General features: G+C 64.0%; 17 protein-coding genes. 10 read left to right on the top strand and 7 right to left on the bottom strand.

All coding sequences use genetic code 11. From position 1 onward, the window contains the following. Window positions 1-71: 71 nt before the first annotated feature. Complete coding sequence (locus JN302_RS19475; RefSeq protein ID WP_202314304.1) at window positions 72-1,121, top strand: phosphotransferase; 1,050 nt, start codon at window positions 72-74, stop codon at window positions 1,119-1,121. 57 nt (window positions 1,122-1,178) lie between these two features. On the opposite strand, the gene JN302_RS19470 is transcribed toward JN302_RS19475, so the two are convergent. The 3 genes from JN302_RS19470 to JN302_RS19460 form a co-directional block, all read right to left on the bottom strand. Next, window positions 1,179-1,730, bottom strand: a complete 552-nt coding sequence (locus JN302_RS19470; protein WP_202334124.1) for a glyoxalase superfamily protein — start codon at window positions 1,728-1,730, stop codon at window positions 1,179-1,181. A gap of 251 nt (window positions 1,731-1,981) precedes the next feature. Beyond that, window positions 1,982-2,449, bottom strand: a complete 468-nt coding sequence (locus tag JN302_RS19465; RefSeq protein WP_202334123.1) for a MarR family winged helix-turn-helix transcriptional regulator — start codon at window positions 2,447-2,449, stop codon at window positions 1,982-1,984. After that, a complete protein-coding gene (locus JN302_RS19460; protein ID WP_244846534.1) occupies window positions 2,446-3,594 on the bottom strand; it encodes an Acg family FMN-binding oxidoreductase in 1,149 nt (382 codons plus the stop codon). Before JN302_RS19460 ends, JN302_RS19465 begins: the two co-directional genes overlap by 4 nt. Window positions 3,595-3,813: 219 nt before the next feature. Between JN302_RS19460 and JN302_RS19455 the strand changes: the two genes are divergently transcribed. From JN302_RS19455 to JN302_RS19440, 5 genes are all read left to right on the top strand, one after another. Further along, window positions 3,814-6,531, top strand: coding sequence for an ATP-dependent helicase (locus tag JN302_RS19455; protein WP_202334121.1), 2,718 nt, complete (start codon window positions 3,814-3,816; stop codon window positions 6,529-6,531). A 391-nt stretch (window positions 6,532-6,922) separates the two neighbouring features. Beyond that, a complete protein-coding gene (locus JN302_RS19450; RefSeq protein WP_202334120.1) occupies window positions 6,923-7,510 on the top strand; it encodes a L,D-transpeptidase in 588 nt (195 codons plus the stop codon). Between the two features lie 187 nt (window positions 7,511-7,697). Then, window positions 7,698-7,829: an ABC transporter gene (locus JN302_RS39195; RefSeq protein WP_244743419.1), complete on the top strand. Its 132-nt coding sequence runs from the start codon at window positions 7,698-7,700 to the stop codon at window positions 7,827-7,829. Window positions 7,830-7,959: 130 nt separating this feature from the next. Then, entirely contained in the window at window positions 7,960-8,580 is a 621-nt protein-coding gene (locus tag JN302_RS19445; protein ID WP_244846531.1) for a hypothetical protein, read from the top strand. A 310-nt stretch (window positions 8,581-8,890) separates the two neighbouring features. Next, window positions 8,891-9,754 carry an SDR family NAD(P)-dependent oxidoreductase gene (locus tag JN302_RS19440; RefSeq protein WP_202314295.1) on the top strand — a complete coding sequence of 288 codons (864 nt, stop codon included), beginning with the start codon at window positions 8,891-8,893 and terminating at the stop codon, window positions 9,752-9,754. A 197-nt stretch (window positions 9,755-9,951) separates the two neighbouring features. Here the strand turns inward: JN302_RS19440 and JN302_RS19435 are convergent, their stop codons facing one another. From JN302_RS19435 to JN302_RS19420, 4 genes are all read right to left on the bottom strand, one after another. Continuing rightward, window positions 9,952-10,587, bottom strand: a complete 636-nt coding sequence (locus JN302_RS19435) for an HdeD family acid-resistance protein (protein WP_202314293.1) — start codon at window positions 10,585-10,587, stop codon at window positions 9,952-9,954. Between the two features lie 429 nt (window positions 10,588-11,016). Next, window positions 11,017-11,418: a low affinity iron permease family protein gene (locus JN302_RS19430; RefSeq protein ID WP_202314291.1), complete on the bottom strand. Its 402-nt coding sequence runs from the start codon at window positions 11,416-11,418 to the stop codon at window positions 11,017-11,019. Between the two features lie 124 nt (window positions 11,419-11,542). Further along, window positions 11,543-12,178, bottom strand: a complete 636-nt coding sequence (locus tag JN302_RS19425; protein ID WP_202314289.1) for a DapH/DapD/GlmU-related protein — start codon at window positions 12,176-12,178, stop codon at window positions 11,543-11,545. Window positions 12,179-12,581: 403 nt separating this feature from the next. After that, a complete protein-coding gene (locus JN302_RS19420; RefSeq protein ID WP_202334118.1) occupies window positions 12,582-13,067 on the bottom strand; it encodes a CreA family protein in 486 nt (161 codons plus the stop codon). Between the two features lie 129 nt (window positions 13,068-13,196). On the opposite strand from JN302_RS19420, the gene JN302_RS19415 reads away from it, so the two are divergent. The 4 genes from JN302_RS19415 to JN302_RS19400 are packed head-to-tail and all read left to right on the top strand — an operon-like array spanning window position 13,197 to window position 15,985. Next, a complete protein-coding gene (locus JN302_RS19415; protein WP_202314286.1) occupies window positions 13,197-13,358 on the top strand; it encodes a hypothetical protein in 162 nt (53 codons plus the stop codon). Between the two features lie 33 nt (window positions 13,359-13,391). Then, window positions 13,392-13,973, top strand: coding sequence for an SCO family protein (locus JN302_RS19410; RefSeq protein ID WP_202314285.1), 582 nt, complete (start codon window positions 13,392-13,394; stop codon window positions 13,971-13,973). Window positions 13,974-13,988: 15 nt separating this feature from the next. Further along, window positions 13,989-15,107: an FAD-dependent oxidoreductase gene (locus JN302_RS19405; RefSeq protein ID WP_202314284.1), complete on the top strand. Its 1,119-nt coding sequence runs from the start codon at window positions 13,989-13,991 to the stop codon at window positions 15,105-15,107. 17 nt (window positions 15,108-15,124) lie between these two features. Then, complete coding sequence (locus JN302_RS19400) at window positions 15,125-15,985, top strand: 50S ribosomal protein L11 methyltransferase (RefSeq protein WP_202334117.1); 861 nt, start codon at window positions 15,125-15,127, stop codon at window positions 15,983-15,985. The last annotated feature ends 39 nt before the right edge of the window (window positions 15,986-16,024 follow it).

The raw sequence follows: 16,024 nt of genomic DNA, 5'->3' as shown, positions 1-16,024 counted from the left end.
TGCGATAGCATGCATGGCGGTCGCTGTCGGATTTTCCGGACGCGTCGCCTGACGATACCAGAAGGAACCATATGCCGGAATTCGTGACCGAAACCGTCCTGAAGCGGGATCTCTTTTCGGAGACTCGCAAGGGGCACTTTGCCGGCGCTGCGCAGGAGAAGATCATCCGGCGCGTGGTGACGGCGGCCCCCTTCTGGTCGCGGCCTCTCGGCTGGGTGCTGGCGCGCCGCGAGATCGCCGCGCTGCGTGCCGTAAAGGGCGTCATCGGCACGCCGCAGATCATCTCCGTCGACAAGGACGGCCTGTTCCGCCACTGGAGCGAAGGCACGCCTTTGCATCTCGGCCGTCCGAAGGACGCTGCCTGGTATCGTGACGCGCACCGGCTGCTGCGCGCGCTGCGGCGCCAGGGCATTACCCACAACGACCTCGCCAAGCCGCAGAACTGGCTGATGACGCCGGAGGGGCTTGCGGCCGTGATCGATTTCCAGCTCGCTTCGCGGCATCGCCGGCGCGGCCCGCTCTATCGCATCATGGCCTATGAGGACTTCCGGCATCTGCTGAAGCAGAAGCGGGCCTTTGCACCGCATCTTCTTTCGCCCACGGGCGCCCGGCTTCTCGCGCGGCGCTCCCTGCCCTCGCGCATCTGGATGGCGACGGGCAAGAAGGTCTACAACCTGGTCACGCGCGGCCTCTTCCGCTGGTCGGACGGCGAAGGCACCCATGACCGCATCGAGCATGAAGGGCCGGAGATCGTGGAGGCCCTGCTTGCGCATCCGGGCGTCGGCGACGTTGCGCTCGCCACCTTCCCGCTGCCCAAGAAAGGCGTCGGCATCTATGCCTTCGCCGAGGCGAAGGAGGGCATGCCGCTTTCGGCGCTGGACGGTATCGGCCTCGATACCTCCGCGCGCCCCGACCATCTCCAGCCGGTCGCCCGCCTGCCGCGCGCGACCGACGGGGCGATCCGGCTGGACATCCTGCAGCTGATCGCCATGAACCAGATGACCGAGCTCGACTCGCTGGTTGCCGGGAATGACGAGCTAAGCGGGATCGCCCATGCAATTGCCGCCCGCCGGCTCAACTTTTCCGATCGCCGCATCGCGAAGGCCGAGCCGAAAAACTGACTGCGCCGCCGCATCGGCACGAGATCCGGCGCGATGTTCGGGAAGTGCGACGATGGACTATGCCCCGTCGGCGACCTCCAGGAACCTGATCCTGTTCCCGAAAGGGTCGATGACCTGGCATTCGAGGCCCCATTCCTGCCGTTCGAGGCCCGGCCGGTTGTAGCGGTAGTTCTTGGCGACGAGCCCCTTCTGCAATGCCTCCACGCCTTTGGTGTAGACGACCATGTTGCCGCCGGGGCTGGCGTCGCCGGCATGCTCGGAAAGATGCAGCCGGAGCGCACCGCGCGACACCTGCATATAGAGCGGCGTGTCGGGAGCGAAGCGGTGTTCCCAGTCGACCCGGCAATCGAGAAAACCTTCGTAGAAGCCGCGCGCCTTTTCCTCGTCGAAGATGCGGAAGATCGGCGCCGGCGGCTCGAACCGCACCGGTTCCGCAGGCGCGCGGAGCGCATCCGCTCCGATCTTCGCCGACAGTATGTTCCAGCTGTCCAGGCCGAACTGGCGGGCGACGATCTCCAGAGCCTCGCTATGCTGGATATCGTGCCCCCTTGCGGCAAGTGCGTCGCGCATGGCTTTCGCCATGGCTTTTGCATCACGGAATGTGCGCATGACAATGGTTCCTTCGTTGCGGCGAAGCATGCCTGTCAGTGCCCGCATTGCTGAAGCCTTCGCCGTTCGAAAGAAGCCGGACGACAGGACGTCGATGCATTCGCCATGCCCCTTGCGGGACGCGGGCTGCCGGCTGCATCGGGCCGAAGGCGAGACTACAGTGCCTGCCTGGAAACCGGAAGGGACTTCGGCAGCCCCCGCGTCGGTCCTTCGGGTCAGGGCCACGGCACCCCGTCGGGCTGCGACGGCCCTCAGCGGTCGGAAGGACGATCCCGCCTCCGGTCGAGAAACCTGCGCACCGTCTCCAGCGGGGGGATCGCTTCGGTCAGCAGCTCCGCCGACACGCCTTCGACAAGCGCCGCGAGTTCCGGCGCCAGGGCGGCGATGGCCCTGTCCCGCGCGGCAAGTCCCTCGGCGGTGAGGGATACGAGCTTCGAGCGGCCATCCCTGTCGTCAGGGCGGACCGCGACGAAGTTCTTGCGGATGAGATGGCCGAGCGTATTGGTCATCGCACCCTTGGTTAGCTGCATCGCATTGGCCAGGCGCAGCGGCGTCCACTCGCCGCCGAGCCGCGCAAGATGATTGAGCACCACGAATTGCGGCATGGTCATGCCTTCAGGCATGGCCTTTTCGAAGGCTGTGCCGGCAAGCTGCGCGATGATGCCGATCTCGGTCAGGAAACGGAAAGCCTCTTCGAGTGCTCCGCCCTTTTCGTTCATGCGCTCCTGATCCGTGTATCGAGCGGCCAGCGCGGCGCGGCCTTGACATCGGGACCATAACCGAGGCGAACGAACATTTGCAGCGTCTCGGCTTCGGCAATCCCCAGTTCGTCGCGCAATCGCAAGAAATTGGGCCGCATCTCGGAATATTCCTGGAGCGCCTGGCTGAACGGCTGCATCGCGATGCCCAGCCCCGTCGCGGCGAGATTGAGCCTGACATAATCGCGGCCGGCTGCAATCTGGTCGGCCCTGCCGTTGCCGGGTGTGGCCTGCCAGAGGAAGGCCATGGCGCTGTCGAAATTCGGCTTCAACACCGCCTCCTGCTGCTGCCAGACGCTCGACGACGGATCGAGCATCGCTTCGCGCGACAGTACGCCGGCGATGGCGAGCCCCTCGAGCAGCGGCCCCGACAAGTCGATCCCGTCCGGATTGGCTTCGATCTCGGCCCGCCCGATCCGCATGATGTCGACGCTTTCCTTCAGCGTATGCGGCGTGGCAAGTTCGACCTGCATCGCGGCCCAGGCCAGGTCCCGCAGCCTTTGCACCTTCGCCGGTTCGTGGGCATGGGCGATGCGCCCGCCGCGAGCCGCCCCGGCAATCGCCGCGAGCGCTTCGGTCGGGACCGGCCGTGACATGTCGTACTCTTCCTTGTTGGACCGCCTGGCCATGACGTGCCGGAAAAGCGGATCGCTTTCCACCGCGGCATCCTGAACGAAGGTGATTTGGGCGACCGGCCGCGCATCGAGCCGCGGCTGCGGCTCGCCTTCGGGGAAAAGCGTGATGTCGGTGCGGTGGCCGGTTTGCGCCGCCGCCATGGCCAGGAGTTCGATGAAGGCTCCAAGGCCTATGGTGATCTGCCGGTCGAACGGATCGGTAAACGGCAGCCTTCGGTCCAGTTCGCAATAGAGCGTGACCTGGCCCGGCGAGCCGAGATCCGCCAGCCACGGCTGCCGGTTGTGCGGATTGGGCGCCAAGAGAGCGTAGGACAACGCATTACGGCGCGGATCGCTTTCACCGCGCCCGGCCACTTCCCAGGGAATCCTTGCTTTCTTCGGGTCTCGCGTCGCCGCCCAGAGACCTCCCCCGGCCGCCGCGAGCACAATGCCGCCGCCAACCAGTTTCAGGATGTTTCGCCGCGTCGCCATGTCATCCTCCATATAGTTTAACGTTCAACCATATAGTTCAACGTTAAATCATATTCAAGGGCGGCGTCGCGAGCATGTGCCGCGGGGCGGTTCGTGGGCGTTCGCTACGGCGCGGACGCTGTTCGTGGCCCGCGCCATTGGCCCCGAAAGCTGGCCGTCCTGTCAGGGACAGGCTTCAGGCTGCTGGCCTTTCCCGGCCGAATCACTACATTCGGGGGCATGTCAGGCTTTCCGGACGATCTGCCCTTCTTCGACGAGGAGGCACCTCCGCCGCGCGGCGAACCTTCGCACGCGCCCGCGCCACCACGCCCGCAGGGAAGCGGCATCGCCGCCCGCGCAATGGCCGCCCGTCAAGGCGGCATGCCGGACTATCTGAAAGGCCTCAATCCGGAGCAGCGGCTGGCCGTCGAGACGACCGAAGGGCCGGTTCTCGTTTTGGCCGGCGCCGGCACGGGCAAGACGCGGGTGCTCACCACCCGCATCGCCCACATCCTCGCCACCGGCAAGGCCTTTCCCTCGCAGATCCTGGCCGTCACCTTCACCAACAAGGCCGCCCGCGAGATGAAGGAGCGGATAGGCCTGCTGGTCGGCACGGCCATCGAAGGCATGCCCTGGCTGGGCACCTTCCACTCGATCGGCGTGAAGCTCTTGCGCCGCCATGCCGAGCTTGCCGGCCTGCGCTCGGACTTCACCATCCTCGACACCGACGACCAGATCCGGCTGATGAAGCAGTTGATCCAGGCCGAGGGCCTCGATGACAAGCGCTGGCCGGCGCGCACCTTCGCCCAGATGGTCGACGGCTGGAAGAACAAGGGCTACGGACCGGCCGACATTCCCGAAGGCGACGCCAGGGCCTTCGCCAACGGCAAGGGGCGCGAGCTCTTCAAGGCCTATCAGGACCGCCTGCAGACGCTGAACGCCTGCGACTTCGGCGACCTCCTGTGCCACCCGATCCGCGTCTTCCGCCAGCACCCCGACGTGCTGAAGGAGTACCACCGAAAGTTCCGCTACATCCTGGTCGACGAGTATCAGGACACCAACACGGCGCAATATATGTGGCTCCGGCTCCTGGCGCAGCGCCCCGGAACCCAGCGCAGCCGTGCAAGCCCTGAACAAGCGGCCGGGCCAGCGCCGTCAGGCGCGGAACGGCTCGTGAGCGAAACCCACTCCGCCGCAGGCCGAGCAGCGGCCAACGGGCCGCCCGAGCTCATGCGAGGCCCCCGCGGAGGGCCAGCGCCGTCAGGCGCGGAACGGCCCGTGAGCGAAAACAAGATCAACATCTGCTGCGTCGGCGACGACGATCAGTCCATCTATGGCTGGCGCGGCGCCGAGGTCGACAACATACTGCGTTTCGAGAAGGATTTCCCGGGCGCCACCGTCATCCGGCTGGAGCGCAATTACCGCTCGACCGCCCATATCCTCGGGGCCGCTTCCCATCTCATCGCCCACAATGAAGGCCGTCTCGGCAAGACGCTCTTCACCGAGCGCGCCGACCCCGACGACGCCAGGGTGGTGGTCCACGCCGCCTGGGATTCGGAAGAAGAGGCCCGCGCCGTGGGTGAGGAGATCGAACGTCTCCAGCGCGACGAGCACCCGTTGAACGACATGGCGATCCTGGTGCGCGCCTCCTTCCAGATGCGCGAGTTCGAGGACCGTTTCGTGACGCTCGGCCTCAACTACCGCGTGATCGGCGGCCCGCGCTTCTACGAGCGGCTGGAGATCCGCGATGCGATGGCCTTCTTCCGGGTGGTCGCACAGCCGGCTGATGATCTCGCCTTCGAGCGTATCGTCAACGTGCCGAAACGTGGCCTGGGCGAAGCGACCATCCGCCAGATCCACGACACCGCCCGCATGCTCGGCGTGCCGATGCTGGAGGCCGCGGGGAAGCTTGCCGAAAGCGACGAGCTGAAGCCGAAGCCGCGCGCGGCGCTGCGCGAGGTCGCCGCGAACTTCGCCCGCTGGCGCGACCGGCTCGACACCACCCCGCATACCGAGCTCGCCGAGACGATCCTGGAGGAGTCCGGCTACACCGACATGTGGAAGAACGACCGCTCAGCGGAGGCCCCAGGCCGGCTGGAGAACCTCAAGGAGCTCATCCGCTCCATGGAGGAATATGAATCGCTGCGCTCCTTCCTGGAGCATGTGGCACTGGTCATGGACGCCGAGCAGAACGAGGAACTCGACGCCGTCTCCATCATGACGCTCCATTCGGCCAAGGGTCTCGAATTCGAGACGGTCTTCCTTCCCGGCTGGGAGGAAGGGCTCTTCCCGCATCAGCGGGCGCTCGACGAGGGCGGCCGCTCGGGGCTGGAGGAAGAACGTCGGCTGGCCTATGTCGGCGTCACCCGCGCCAAGAAGAACCTGCATATCTGGTTTGTCTCCAACCGCCGCATCCACGGGCTCTGGCAATCGACCATCCCATCGCGCTTCCTCGACGAATTGCCGGAAGCCCATGTCGAAGTGGCCGAGACCGGAAGCTCCTATGGGGGCTACGGTATCGGTTATGGAGACGGCGGGCGCCATGGCGGCGGCCGGCAGAATCCCTATGGCGCATCGCGCTTCGACAATGTCGGCGGCGGCGCCTTCTCGAACAGCTATGCGACCCCAGGCTGGCAGCGCGCCCAGCAGAACCGCACCGAGGCGACCGACCGCAACTGGGGCACGCGCTCCGGCCATCAGGTCGAGCGCATCGGCTACGGCGAGGTCGATTCCGGCTACGGCGCCGGCCGCGGCTCGGTGAAGGGCCGCACGATCGAGGGCGAACTGGTGGCGAAATCGGTCGCCGACACCCCCTCCCCGTTCAAGGTCGGCGACCGCGTCTTCCACCAGAAGTTCGGCAATGGCAACGTCGCTTCGATCGACGGCAACAAGCTCACCATCGACTTCGACAAGGCCGGCCAGAAGAAAGTGCTCGACGGGTTTGTGAAGGGGGTTTGACCAGTTTCCGACGGCGACGTACCGCGCCCGCCGATCCTCGGAACGGCGGGTGCTCGTTGAGCCGGAACCCTGCTGCGCTACGGCCGACCTACATGCTCGGTGGGACACGACCCTCCATGGTCGGCGGCGCATGTCCGCTCACACACGACGTCAGGAATGGCGATACCGAGGAGGCACCCAGGTGCCGGAGTCGATCCGATGAATCGGTTCCATCGGTGGCTATTGGCAGCTGATTTCGCGACATTGCCGCAGGACTCGGCAATCACCGGGTCAGTCCAGGCGAGTGACGTGCGAACACACGAAGCGGCTTGATTCTCAGGGACTTGGCCCGCGGGCTTTCGAATGTTAAGAAGAAGAACCTTTATGCTGGCTGACTTCTGGGCAGGCAGGCATGAGCAATGGCAAGATCACGCGCCGCGGGCTGATTCTCACCGGCCTGGCCCTGATGATGGGTGGCTGCACGGTATTGCAGCAGGCGCCATTGCTGTCCGCATACGCACCGAAACGCGGACCGGATCCTCGCTACCGCAGGCGGCGCGTGCCCTATTCGGGGAGCGAGCCGGCCGGAACGATCGTGATCGACACGTCGGAATACTACCTCTACCACGTTGAGGGGCGCGGATCGGCGACACGCTACGGAGTAGGCGTCGGCGAGCAAGGCCGTACTCTCAAGGGCACCGCATCCATCGGGCGCAAGGCGGAGTGGCCCTCCTGGACGCCAACCGCCAATATGATGAGGCGAAAGCCGCGCCTGGTGAAATATGCGGGCGGCGTACCCGGCGGTCTCAACAATCCGCTCGGCGCTCGCGCCCTCTATCTCTATCGCGGCGGCCGCGACACCATGTTCCGGCTGCACGGGACGAACGAACCTTGGACAATAGGCCACGCAGTGTCGAGCGGCTGCGTCCGCTTGACGAATGACGACATCGTTCACCTCTACGGCCGCACGCCGGTGGGCACGAGAGTGGTGATAATTTAGGGGGGCATTGTATTCGCCGCGGCGGCGGCCGGTGCGCATCAGGCGCATCGCCGCCGATATGTAGTATTGCCGAAATATTTCTGAAATTAACCACGTTTTATATATAATTTGCCTTCGGAGAGTTTCGCGCTATTGTAGAATCGCAGCTTCGATAATCTGTTTCACCATCAGGGGAAAGGATTGCGCGATGATTAGAATTCTGGTCGCTGTATTTACCTCGGTAGCCGTCGCCAGCCTTGGAGGTTGCGCCGGAATCGGCAAGGGCAAAGGGAAGGCGCCGCCGCCCGTCGCAGCGCCGGCAGAGCCCGTGATCAAGTAGGATCGATCTTCGGCCGGCACGACGGAGGGCCGTGGCTGATGCCTGACCACGATTTGTGTTCCTCGCAGTTCAGAAATCGGAGTTCAGAGATGGGGTAACGGTGGTAAGTTGTCGTCTGTTTTTGGCGGCTTTGTTCTCGCTGGCAATCGGCGCGTGCCAGATGGGCGGGGGGTCAGCCTCGGCAACGCCAGGTCTGTCCGACCGCGGCGCGAAAACATTGCTGCGGCCAGAAAGCGGGCCGCAGCATCAACTCGTGGCTGCTTCGTCCAAAGGCAAGGGCAAACGCTACTTCATCGAGTTCCGCTCTCGATATGCCCTCAGCTACGGCCATTCCTACGTGGTGTTCGGCCGAATGAGCCCTTCCGGCAAGATGATCAATCCGGAAGTCGCCGGGCTCCATCCCGCCTCGGATAGCGTGATCCCCTATATGCTGGGTCACATCATCCCCGTTCCGGCCGAAACCGGCTGGAGCGACGGCGATCTGGAAGACGAATACAGGTCGGCATACTGGCGTGTCATGTTGACCGAACGCGAATACAATACTGCGGTCGCAAAGATCCGAAAGATCCAGGGGCGGTCGCACTTCTGGCACGCGGGAGTCTACAACTGCAACGCTTTCGTTGCGAGTATCGCACGCTCCATGGGGTATAAGACACCCAGCATCTATCTCATGCCACAAGACTTCATGACGAAGCTTCGCAAGATGAATGGCGGGCCGAATGCGATTGGCACCACCGGCCCGCCAGGCTAAGCATGCCTTCCGAATGTGCAGCGGTTGCGGGAAACGGCATGCGCTAATCAGGAACCTGGAACGTCGCGCGAATTTTTCTTCGCGCGACGTTCTGCATTCGATAAAATCGACCGATTGAGCGCGCGACCGGGCGCAGCCTGTTGGCGCCAAGTCGAGCGGCCCGGAGGGGCCACGCCGGCGATTGAGGTAAGGTGGATGCCTCAGCACCCATGCCCGCTGGTACAACCTGTAGACCGTCCCATCCTCTTAAAGCACCGGTCGCCACCAGCCGCCACAATCGCTATATCAGGGGCAAGCTGGAGGCTTTGAAATGACCCCGGAATCTGCCATCCCTGCCCTCGCCTATGGCAATGTCGCCGTGATCACCGGCGCGGCGAGCGGCATCGGCTTTGCCGTGGCCCGCAAATTCGCGAGCATGGGCTTGCGTGTCGTCATAGCAGACCGGGAAAGCCCGGTTCTTCACAGCGCTTTGGCGGAATTGGTGGCAATAGCTTTGGGCGGCCCCGAGGACGTCATCGCAATACCTTGCGACGTCTCCAGGCCCGAGGATCTCGATCGCCTCGCCGACCAGGCGAATACCCAGTTCGGCGACGTCTCCTTCGTGATGAACAATGCCGGTGTCGGCAGCAATCCCGGCAAGCCCTGGGAGAACCTCGAGGACTGGAAGGCACTGGTCGAGATCAATTTCTGGGGCGTCGTCCACGGCGTGCAGGCCTTCGCGCCCGGCATGCTGTCAAGCGGCAAGCCCGGCCTCATCGTCAACACCGGCTCGAAGCAGGGAATAACCACGCCGCCGGGCAATCTCGCCTACAACGTCTCGAAATCGGCGGTGCGGACCTACACGGAAGGCCTCGCCCATGCACTGCGCAACGAGCCAGGCTCGAAGGTCGCCGCACACCTTCTGATCCCCGGCTTCACCTTCACCGGCATGACCACGGGCGCTAGACAAAAGCCGGCCGGGGCGTGGACGCCCGATCAGGTTGTGAGTTTCATGCTGACGAGCCTCGCCCGCAACGACTTCTACATATTGTGCCCCGACAACGAAACCGACCGCTCAACCGATGAGCGGCGCATGGCCTGGGCGATCGGCGACATCATCGAGAACCGTCCCGCGCTGTCACGCTGGCATCCGGATTACAGCCAGGCTTTCGCTGACTATCTGAAGAAGAAATAGCCGACGGAGCAGAAGGTCGGCTGACTATCGGCGCCTCCAAAGCACGATCACAGTGGGCCGATGCCCGGGTAAGCTAGGCACCGCCTTCATTGACAAACCGCCTGGCCGATCGAACCCCGTCGAGCTGCGCGCCTCTCCTGCCGAATCGCCTCGCCTCGAGGAAACGGGGTGGGTTTCACATCCGGTCGGATATGGCTCTAGCTCCTTGGTGCTTCCTGTGCGCCTTTGACCCCCAGCGCGATCGCAATCAACGCAGCACCTTCCATGATCAGTTCGATCGCGACGAAGAGACCAATGACCCAGCCCCATGACCGGACCCACTCCAGTTGGCCTTCTGGCGTGGCGAGTGCTTCCGCGCCCGGCGGGACAACCGTTCCATAGATCACGAAGCCGAGAACGATGGAGACCAACCCCGACAACAAGACCGCAATCCACGCGCTTCCGTGCCCACGAACCTGAAACGCCATCACGATACGAATGATGCCTGTTACGACCAGTGAAACGGCAAGGAAAAGTGTCAGCCAGAATGCGGAAGCGACCGGCGTGACGATCAGCAGGATGCCAGCCGCCACGTAGATGATTCCGATGATCACGTGCCACGCGACACTCTTCCATTCCCTGTGATGGAACCCGTCCAGCACCTGCGCAATCCCGCCAATGATCGCGAAAGCACCCAGCCAGAACATTGCCACAAGGGTCAGCTGGTAGGTCATGCCAAGCCCGATGACACCCAGCACTACCATGAGAATGCCAAGGGCCAGCAACCAGCCCCATCTTACGCCCATGTCAGCCAACCTGTTGCCTGTGGCCCCAGCCATTGGATTTGTCGCCATGACGAACCTCCTCTCTCAATTGTCGCTGGTATGAAGACTCTGCAGTCCCCCGACTTCAAGACTTCGATCAGGGATAATGATTACTGTGATGCCTTCTTTGCAATAGCCGAAATGTGTGACAGCGCACTCGCCGCATGTGCGCTGTCACTCGGAGCGACGCGGTTGATCGAATTCGTCGCCACACCTTGAACGGTGGAATGCCCCTCGTTCGCCTTGTCGGGAGACATGCGACTTCCTGCGCCGACTGGCTGCCAAAACCTGCTTGAAGGGTCTGCGCATGCCACCGGATGTTCCACGCCCGTTGGCGCGGAAACCAAGCGGCCACGATGGGCCGCGCCGGCGACCGAGGGCGGGCGGATGCGGCAGCAGCATCGAACTCATTGCATGCGTCAGCGTCCACGCTCGGTGGATGTGCGAAGCGCTTTGGTATTACGCCTTTTCCGACTGCCTGGCCTGTTTCTTCTTCCGTTCGTCATGCCGGCGAGCCGCATCTTCGCATTTCTTGCGAAACGCCTCGACTTCGCTCTCGGTCAAATGCTCGATGCCGATGAACTGATCGTGGCCCCTGCCCACCCTGATCAGTTCGTCCAGCTTGGCCTGGATGGCCGCGCCGTCGCGATTCTGGGTGTTCTGGATGAGGAACACCATCAGGAAGGTCACGATCGTCGTCCCGGTGTTGATGATCAACTGCCAGGTATCCGAGAAGTCGAACAGCGGCCCGGTGACGGCCCATATGGCGACGATGCCGCAGCACAGGACGAAGGTCGTCGGCATGCCCGCGGCATGTGCGACCCGGTTCGCTGCCTTGGTGAAGATCGCTTCCGCAGACATGGCCGACCTCGCCACCCTCGAGGATTGCCGCCGAGGACATGGTTGAAACCGTGCCGGAAACGCAGTTGCGGTCTCGCGGGTTCCGCAGGGACGCTCCTCCCGCGAAACCGTCGGTATCCGAACGTCAGCCGTCGCGGCCCTCCCAACGGTCGAGGAAATCCTCGATCGCCAGGTTCTGCATGTCGGGAATGGCTTCGAAAAGCCGTTCGGACGGCCAGTCCCACCAGGCGAGCCGATCGATCCGGGCGGCGACCTCGGGGTCGAAACGAAGCCGCAAGCGTTGCGCCGGCATGCCAGCCACGATCTCATAGGCACCGACGTCGCGCGTGACGACCGCATTCGCGCCGATGACGGCCCCGTTGGCGATTGTAACGCCGGGCAGGATCACCGCGCCATGGCCGATCCAGACGTCATGGCCGATCAAGACCTTCTTCGCCCGCCGCCTGTCCCGAAATCCCTGATCGACGCCGAGAAAGCGGAAATATTCATTGGGGCGGTAGCTCAGCTTGTGAGTGGTCAGCCGTTCCAGCGGATGCTCCAGCGCGTTGATGCGGCTGTTCGCGGCAATGGAGCAGAACTTGCCGATCGTCGTGTAGATAGCCTCGGCATGCCGCTCGAAATAGCTGTAGTCGCCGACCGACACCTCGCGCAGCACAACGCGCTCGCCGATCGCCGAATAGCGGCCGAGCCGGCAGGATTTCAGCTCGGCGGTCGGGTGGATGCGCGGTTCCGGATCGGTGAAGCGGAGATCGGCGGTCATGGCGGCGCTTTACGCCGGCCGCGACGCCGCCGCAAGCTTAGGAGACATCGGAAAATAATCGCTTCGCTTTGCGCCCCTCACTGTCCTGCCGGACGACCGGCCGGGTCCCCGCTGCTTCGCAGCGTCCCGGCGTTCGCTGGCCTTTCATCGTGCCACTGGCACGATGAATTCGCTCCGCGAACCGGGTGCTCACCCCCGCAAGCGGGGAGAGAGCCGATCGTGTCTACGTTTTTGCCAATCGCCGAGGTTTCCGATTGGCGAAATCCGAGCGCCCGGCCTCTCTCTCCCCGCTCGCGGGGAGAGATGTCCGGCAGGACAGTGAGGGGCAAGCCAGGGGCGGCAGCACCGCACCGCCTTCGCCAGATTTTTGGTCGAAGCAATTCGGTTAATTTTAGACGCCGCCTTACTTGGGCTTGCCCTTCGCCCAGACGACCTGCTGGCCGTAGAGCGGCACGGTCGACATCGACATCTTGGCCGAGCCGTCCTGCACCTGGCGGGAATGCGCCAGGTAAATCAGCGTGTCGTTGGTCTTGTCGTATATGCGGTTCACCACCTGCTTTTTCCAGATCAGGCTGATGCCCTGCTTGAACACTTCCTCGCCCTCTTCGCCGAGCGCGATGTCGTAGATGGTGATCGGTCCGGTCTGCCGGCATGAGATCGCGGTGTCGGACGGATCCTCGAACCAGTTGCCCTTCTGCAGCCGGTCGATCACGCCGCGATCGAAATAGGAGACATGGCATGTGACGCCATCGACGCCGGGGTCCTTGATCGCCTCGACGATTATGTCGTTGCCGAGCCAGTCGACGCCCACCTCGCCGACCTGCTGGGCCGCGGCAGGCCAGGCGGCGGCCGCGCAGCCGACGAGAAAGCCAAGGGCAATACGGCGCATCCATATCTCCTTCGGGATGATTCTGCCCTCTCACTTGGGGCGAGCTTCTATCCCTTGCAAGCAGGGTGGCATATTCCAGCGTCAAGTTGGCATCTTTTGCAGGCAGGCCTGCCGCGCTATCTTGTTGGCATGAAGGCACAGGCCCGCATAACCACGCTGTCGCTGACGAAGATCGGTCTCGGTCTCGCCGTGCTCGCGGCCGTTTCTGGGGTCGCATTCGCCTCCTGGCTCGACAAGGGCGCGGCGATGTTCATGGCCATGGCAGAGGCCGGGCTGGCCTGGTGCTTCTGACGACCTGACCGCCCACAGCCTGGAACCCTTTTCATGATGCGCTTTATCCTCGTCGGAATTCTCGTTGTGATGGCGGCCGTTGTCGGCCTCATGACCTTCCAGTGGTACCGGGTCCAGCACTCCGGCGAGGCCTTCGGCGCCCCCTTTACGCTGGTCGATCAGAGCGGGCAGCCGATCACCGAGGCGGCCCTCCGTGGCGGCCAGCCTTCCGCCGTCTTCTTCGGCTTTACCCATTGCCCTGAAGTGTGCCCGACTACGCTGTTCGAACTCGACGGCTGGCTGAAGAAGCTCGGCGACGACGGCAAGGACATCCGCGCTTACTTCGTTTCGGTCGACCCGGAGCGCGACACGCCCGAAATCATGAATGCTTATGTCGGCAACGTCTCCGACCGGATCGTCGGCATCACGGGATCACCCGACGAGATCGCAGCCATGACCAAGTCCTTCGGCATCTACTCCCGCAAGGTGGAGACGGAGGGCGGAGACTATACGATGGATCACACGGCGTCCGTGCTGCTGCTGGGCCGCACAGGAGATTTCTTCGGCACCATTGCCTATGGCGAAAGTGCCGACGCCGCCATCGCCAAGCTCAGGCGGCTGGCCAAGGAAGGCTGAGCCCGGAAGACGTCGGTGGCGAACAGGGAGCGCAGGATCCTGATCGTCGGAGCCGGTCCGGTCGGACTGGCGGCGGCGATCGAATTCACGCGTCGCGGCTATCGCCCCCGTATCGTCGACATGGCGCCCGGCCCGCCGCCCATCGCCGAAAGCCGCGCTTTGGCGATCAATGTCCGAAGCCTGGACCTGCTCGAGCCGGCGGGCGTCACCGCGCGCATTCTGGCGGAAGCCGTGCAGGTCAGAGAGATGCGCATGTTCGCGAATGAACGCGCGCTGCTGACGGTCGACACTACGCAGGTCAATGGCAGGTTTCAGGGCATGCACGTCCTGCCTCAAGGTCGCACCCAGCGTATCCTCCTCGAGCAGTTCTCCCAATTCGGCATGAAGCCCGAATGGAGCACGGCTTTTCAGGGCCTGTCGGGCCAGGGCGATAACCGGAAGGCGCTGCTGAAATTGTCCGACGGGGCGGGCGTGGAGGTGGGTTTCGACATGCTCGTGGGCGCGGACGGCGCCCATTCGCTGGTCCGCAAGGCAGCGGGCCTGGAGTTTCCGGGCAATGCCCTCGCCGAAACCTTCCACCTCGTCGACTATCGCTACGCGAACGAAATCGACACTTCCTTCATAGAGGCGCATTTCTATGGTCCGGGCGTCATGGGCAGGTTGCCCGTCGATAGCAGAACGCTGCGGTTCGTCTCGACGCTAGCCGACTTCCGCGATCGCATCCATCACCCGGCACGGATCGAGGAGATTCCGTGGGAGGCGGAGTTCCGCGTGTCCTTCCGCCATGTCGACCCGATGGCGCGCGCCGGTGTCTTCCTGTGCGGCGATGCCGCCCATATCCATTCGCCGATCGGCGGGCGCGGCATGAATCTCGGCTTCGAAGACGCCTGCTGGCTGGCCTGGCTGGTTTCGGAGGGGCGTGAGGCCGAATATTCCGACCTCAGGCTGCCGGCCGTTCGGCGTGTCCTTGCGGAGACCCGTCGCAACACGGGAATGGCATTGATGCGCAATCCTGTTGCGCTCGCCGCCAGGAACGTGTTGATGCCGATGCTGGGGGGCCTGCCGTGGCTGCGCCGCCAAGGCGTGCGTGGCGCGCTTGGCCTCGATACGCCATCCCCGCCCTGGCTCGCCTGATCCGGAAACCGATATTCATGCCGCAAACCCGCCTTCACATCGCCTCCAGCCGCGCCGAAGCGGATCGCATCTATGCAGCCCTGGAAGCAGCCTTCGAGGAGGACGGCTATCCCCTCGCCCTGGTCGAGATCGACGAGGCCGAGGATGTGCACGAAGTCTCGCTCTACACCGACGGCGATGCCGACGAGGTCGAGGCGCGCATGCGCACGGCCGTGGGGGATGTCGCATTTGCGCGCGAGACGCTGGCCGACATCGACTGGGTCGCGCGTTCGCTCGAGGGACTGAAGCCGGTCCGGGCTGGGCGCTTCTTCGTCCACGGCGCGCATGACCGTTCCCGACGCCGGATCGGCGACCTGGCGATCGAGATCGAGGCGGGACTCGCTTTCGGCACCGGCCATCACGGCACGACGTCTGGCTGCCTCGACATGATCACCACAGTCGTGCGGCGCGAGAGACCGCGAAACGCGCTCGATCTCGGCACGGGCAGCGCCGTGCTCGCGATCGCGCTGGCAAAGCTCTCGCACATTCCCATCCTGGCGACTGACATCGACCCGGTGGCGACAAGGGTTGCCGCCGAAAACATCAGGCTGAACGGCGTCTCCGCCCTTGTTGAAACCGCGACCGCGACCGGCTTCCACCACCCGATCTTTGCCCGCCGAGCGCCTTTCGATCTGATCGTCGCCAACATACTGGCACGGCCGCTGATGCGGCTGGCACCCGAAATGGCAGCCCATGTGGCGCCGGGCGGCTCACTGATTCTCTCCGGCATATTGGAGCGGCAGCGCGACGCCGTGCTCGCCGCCTATTGCGGACAGAAGTTCCGGCATGCGCGCACCCTGCCCCGCGAGGGCTGGGTGACGCTGCATCTCAAACGCTGACAGCCGGATCAGCTGTCGGAATCGGACCCGACGCTCCGG

Origin of the sequence: Mesorhizobium sp. L-8-3 (assembly GCF_016756615.1) — a bacterium.
In the GTDB taxonomy this organism is placed as follows: Bacteria; Pseudomonadota; Alphaproteobacteria; order Rhizobiales; family Rhizobiaceae.
The sequence above is the reverse complement of the archived record's forward strand: the minus strand, read 5'-3'. Positions and strand labels throughout refer to the sequence as shown.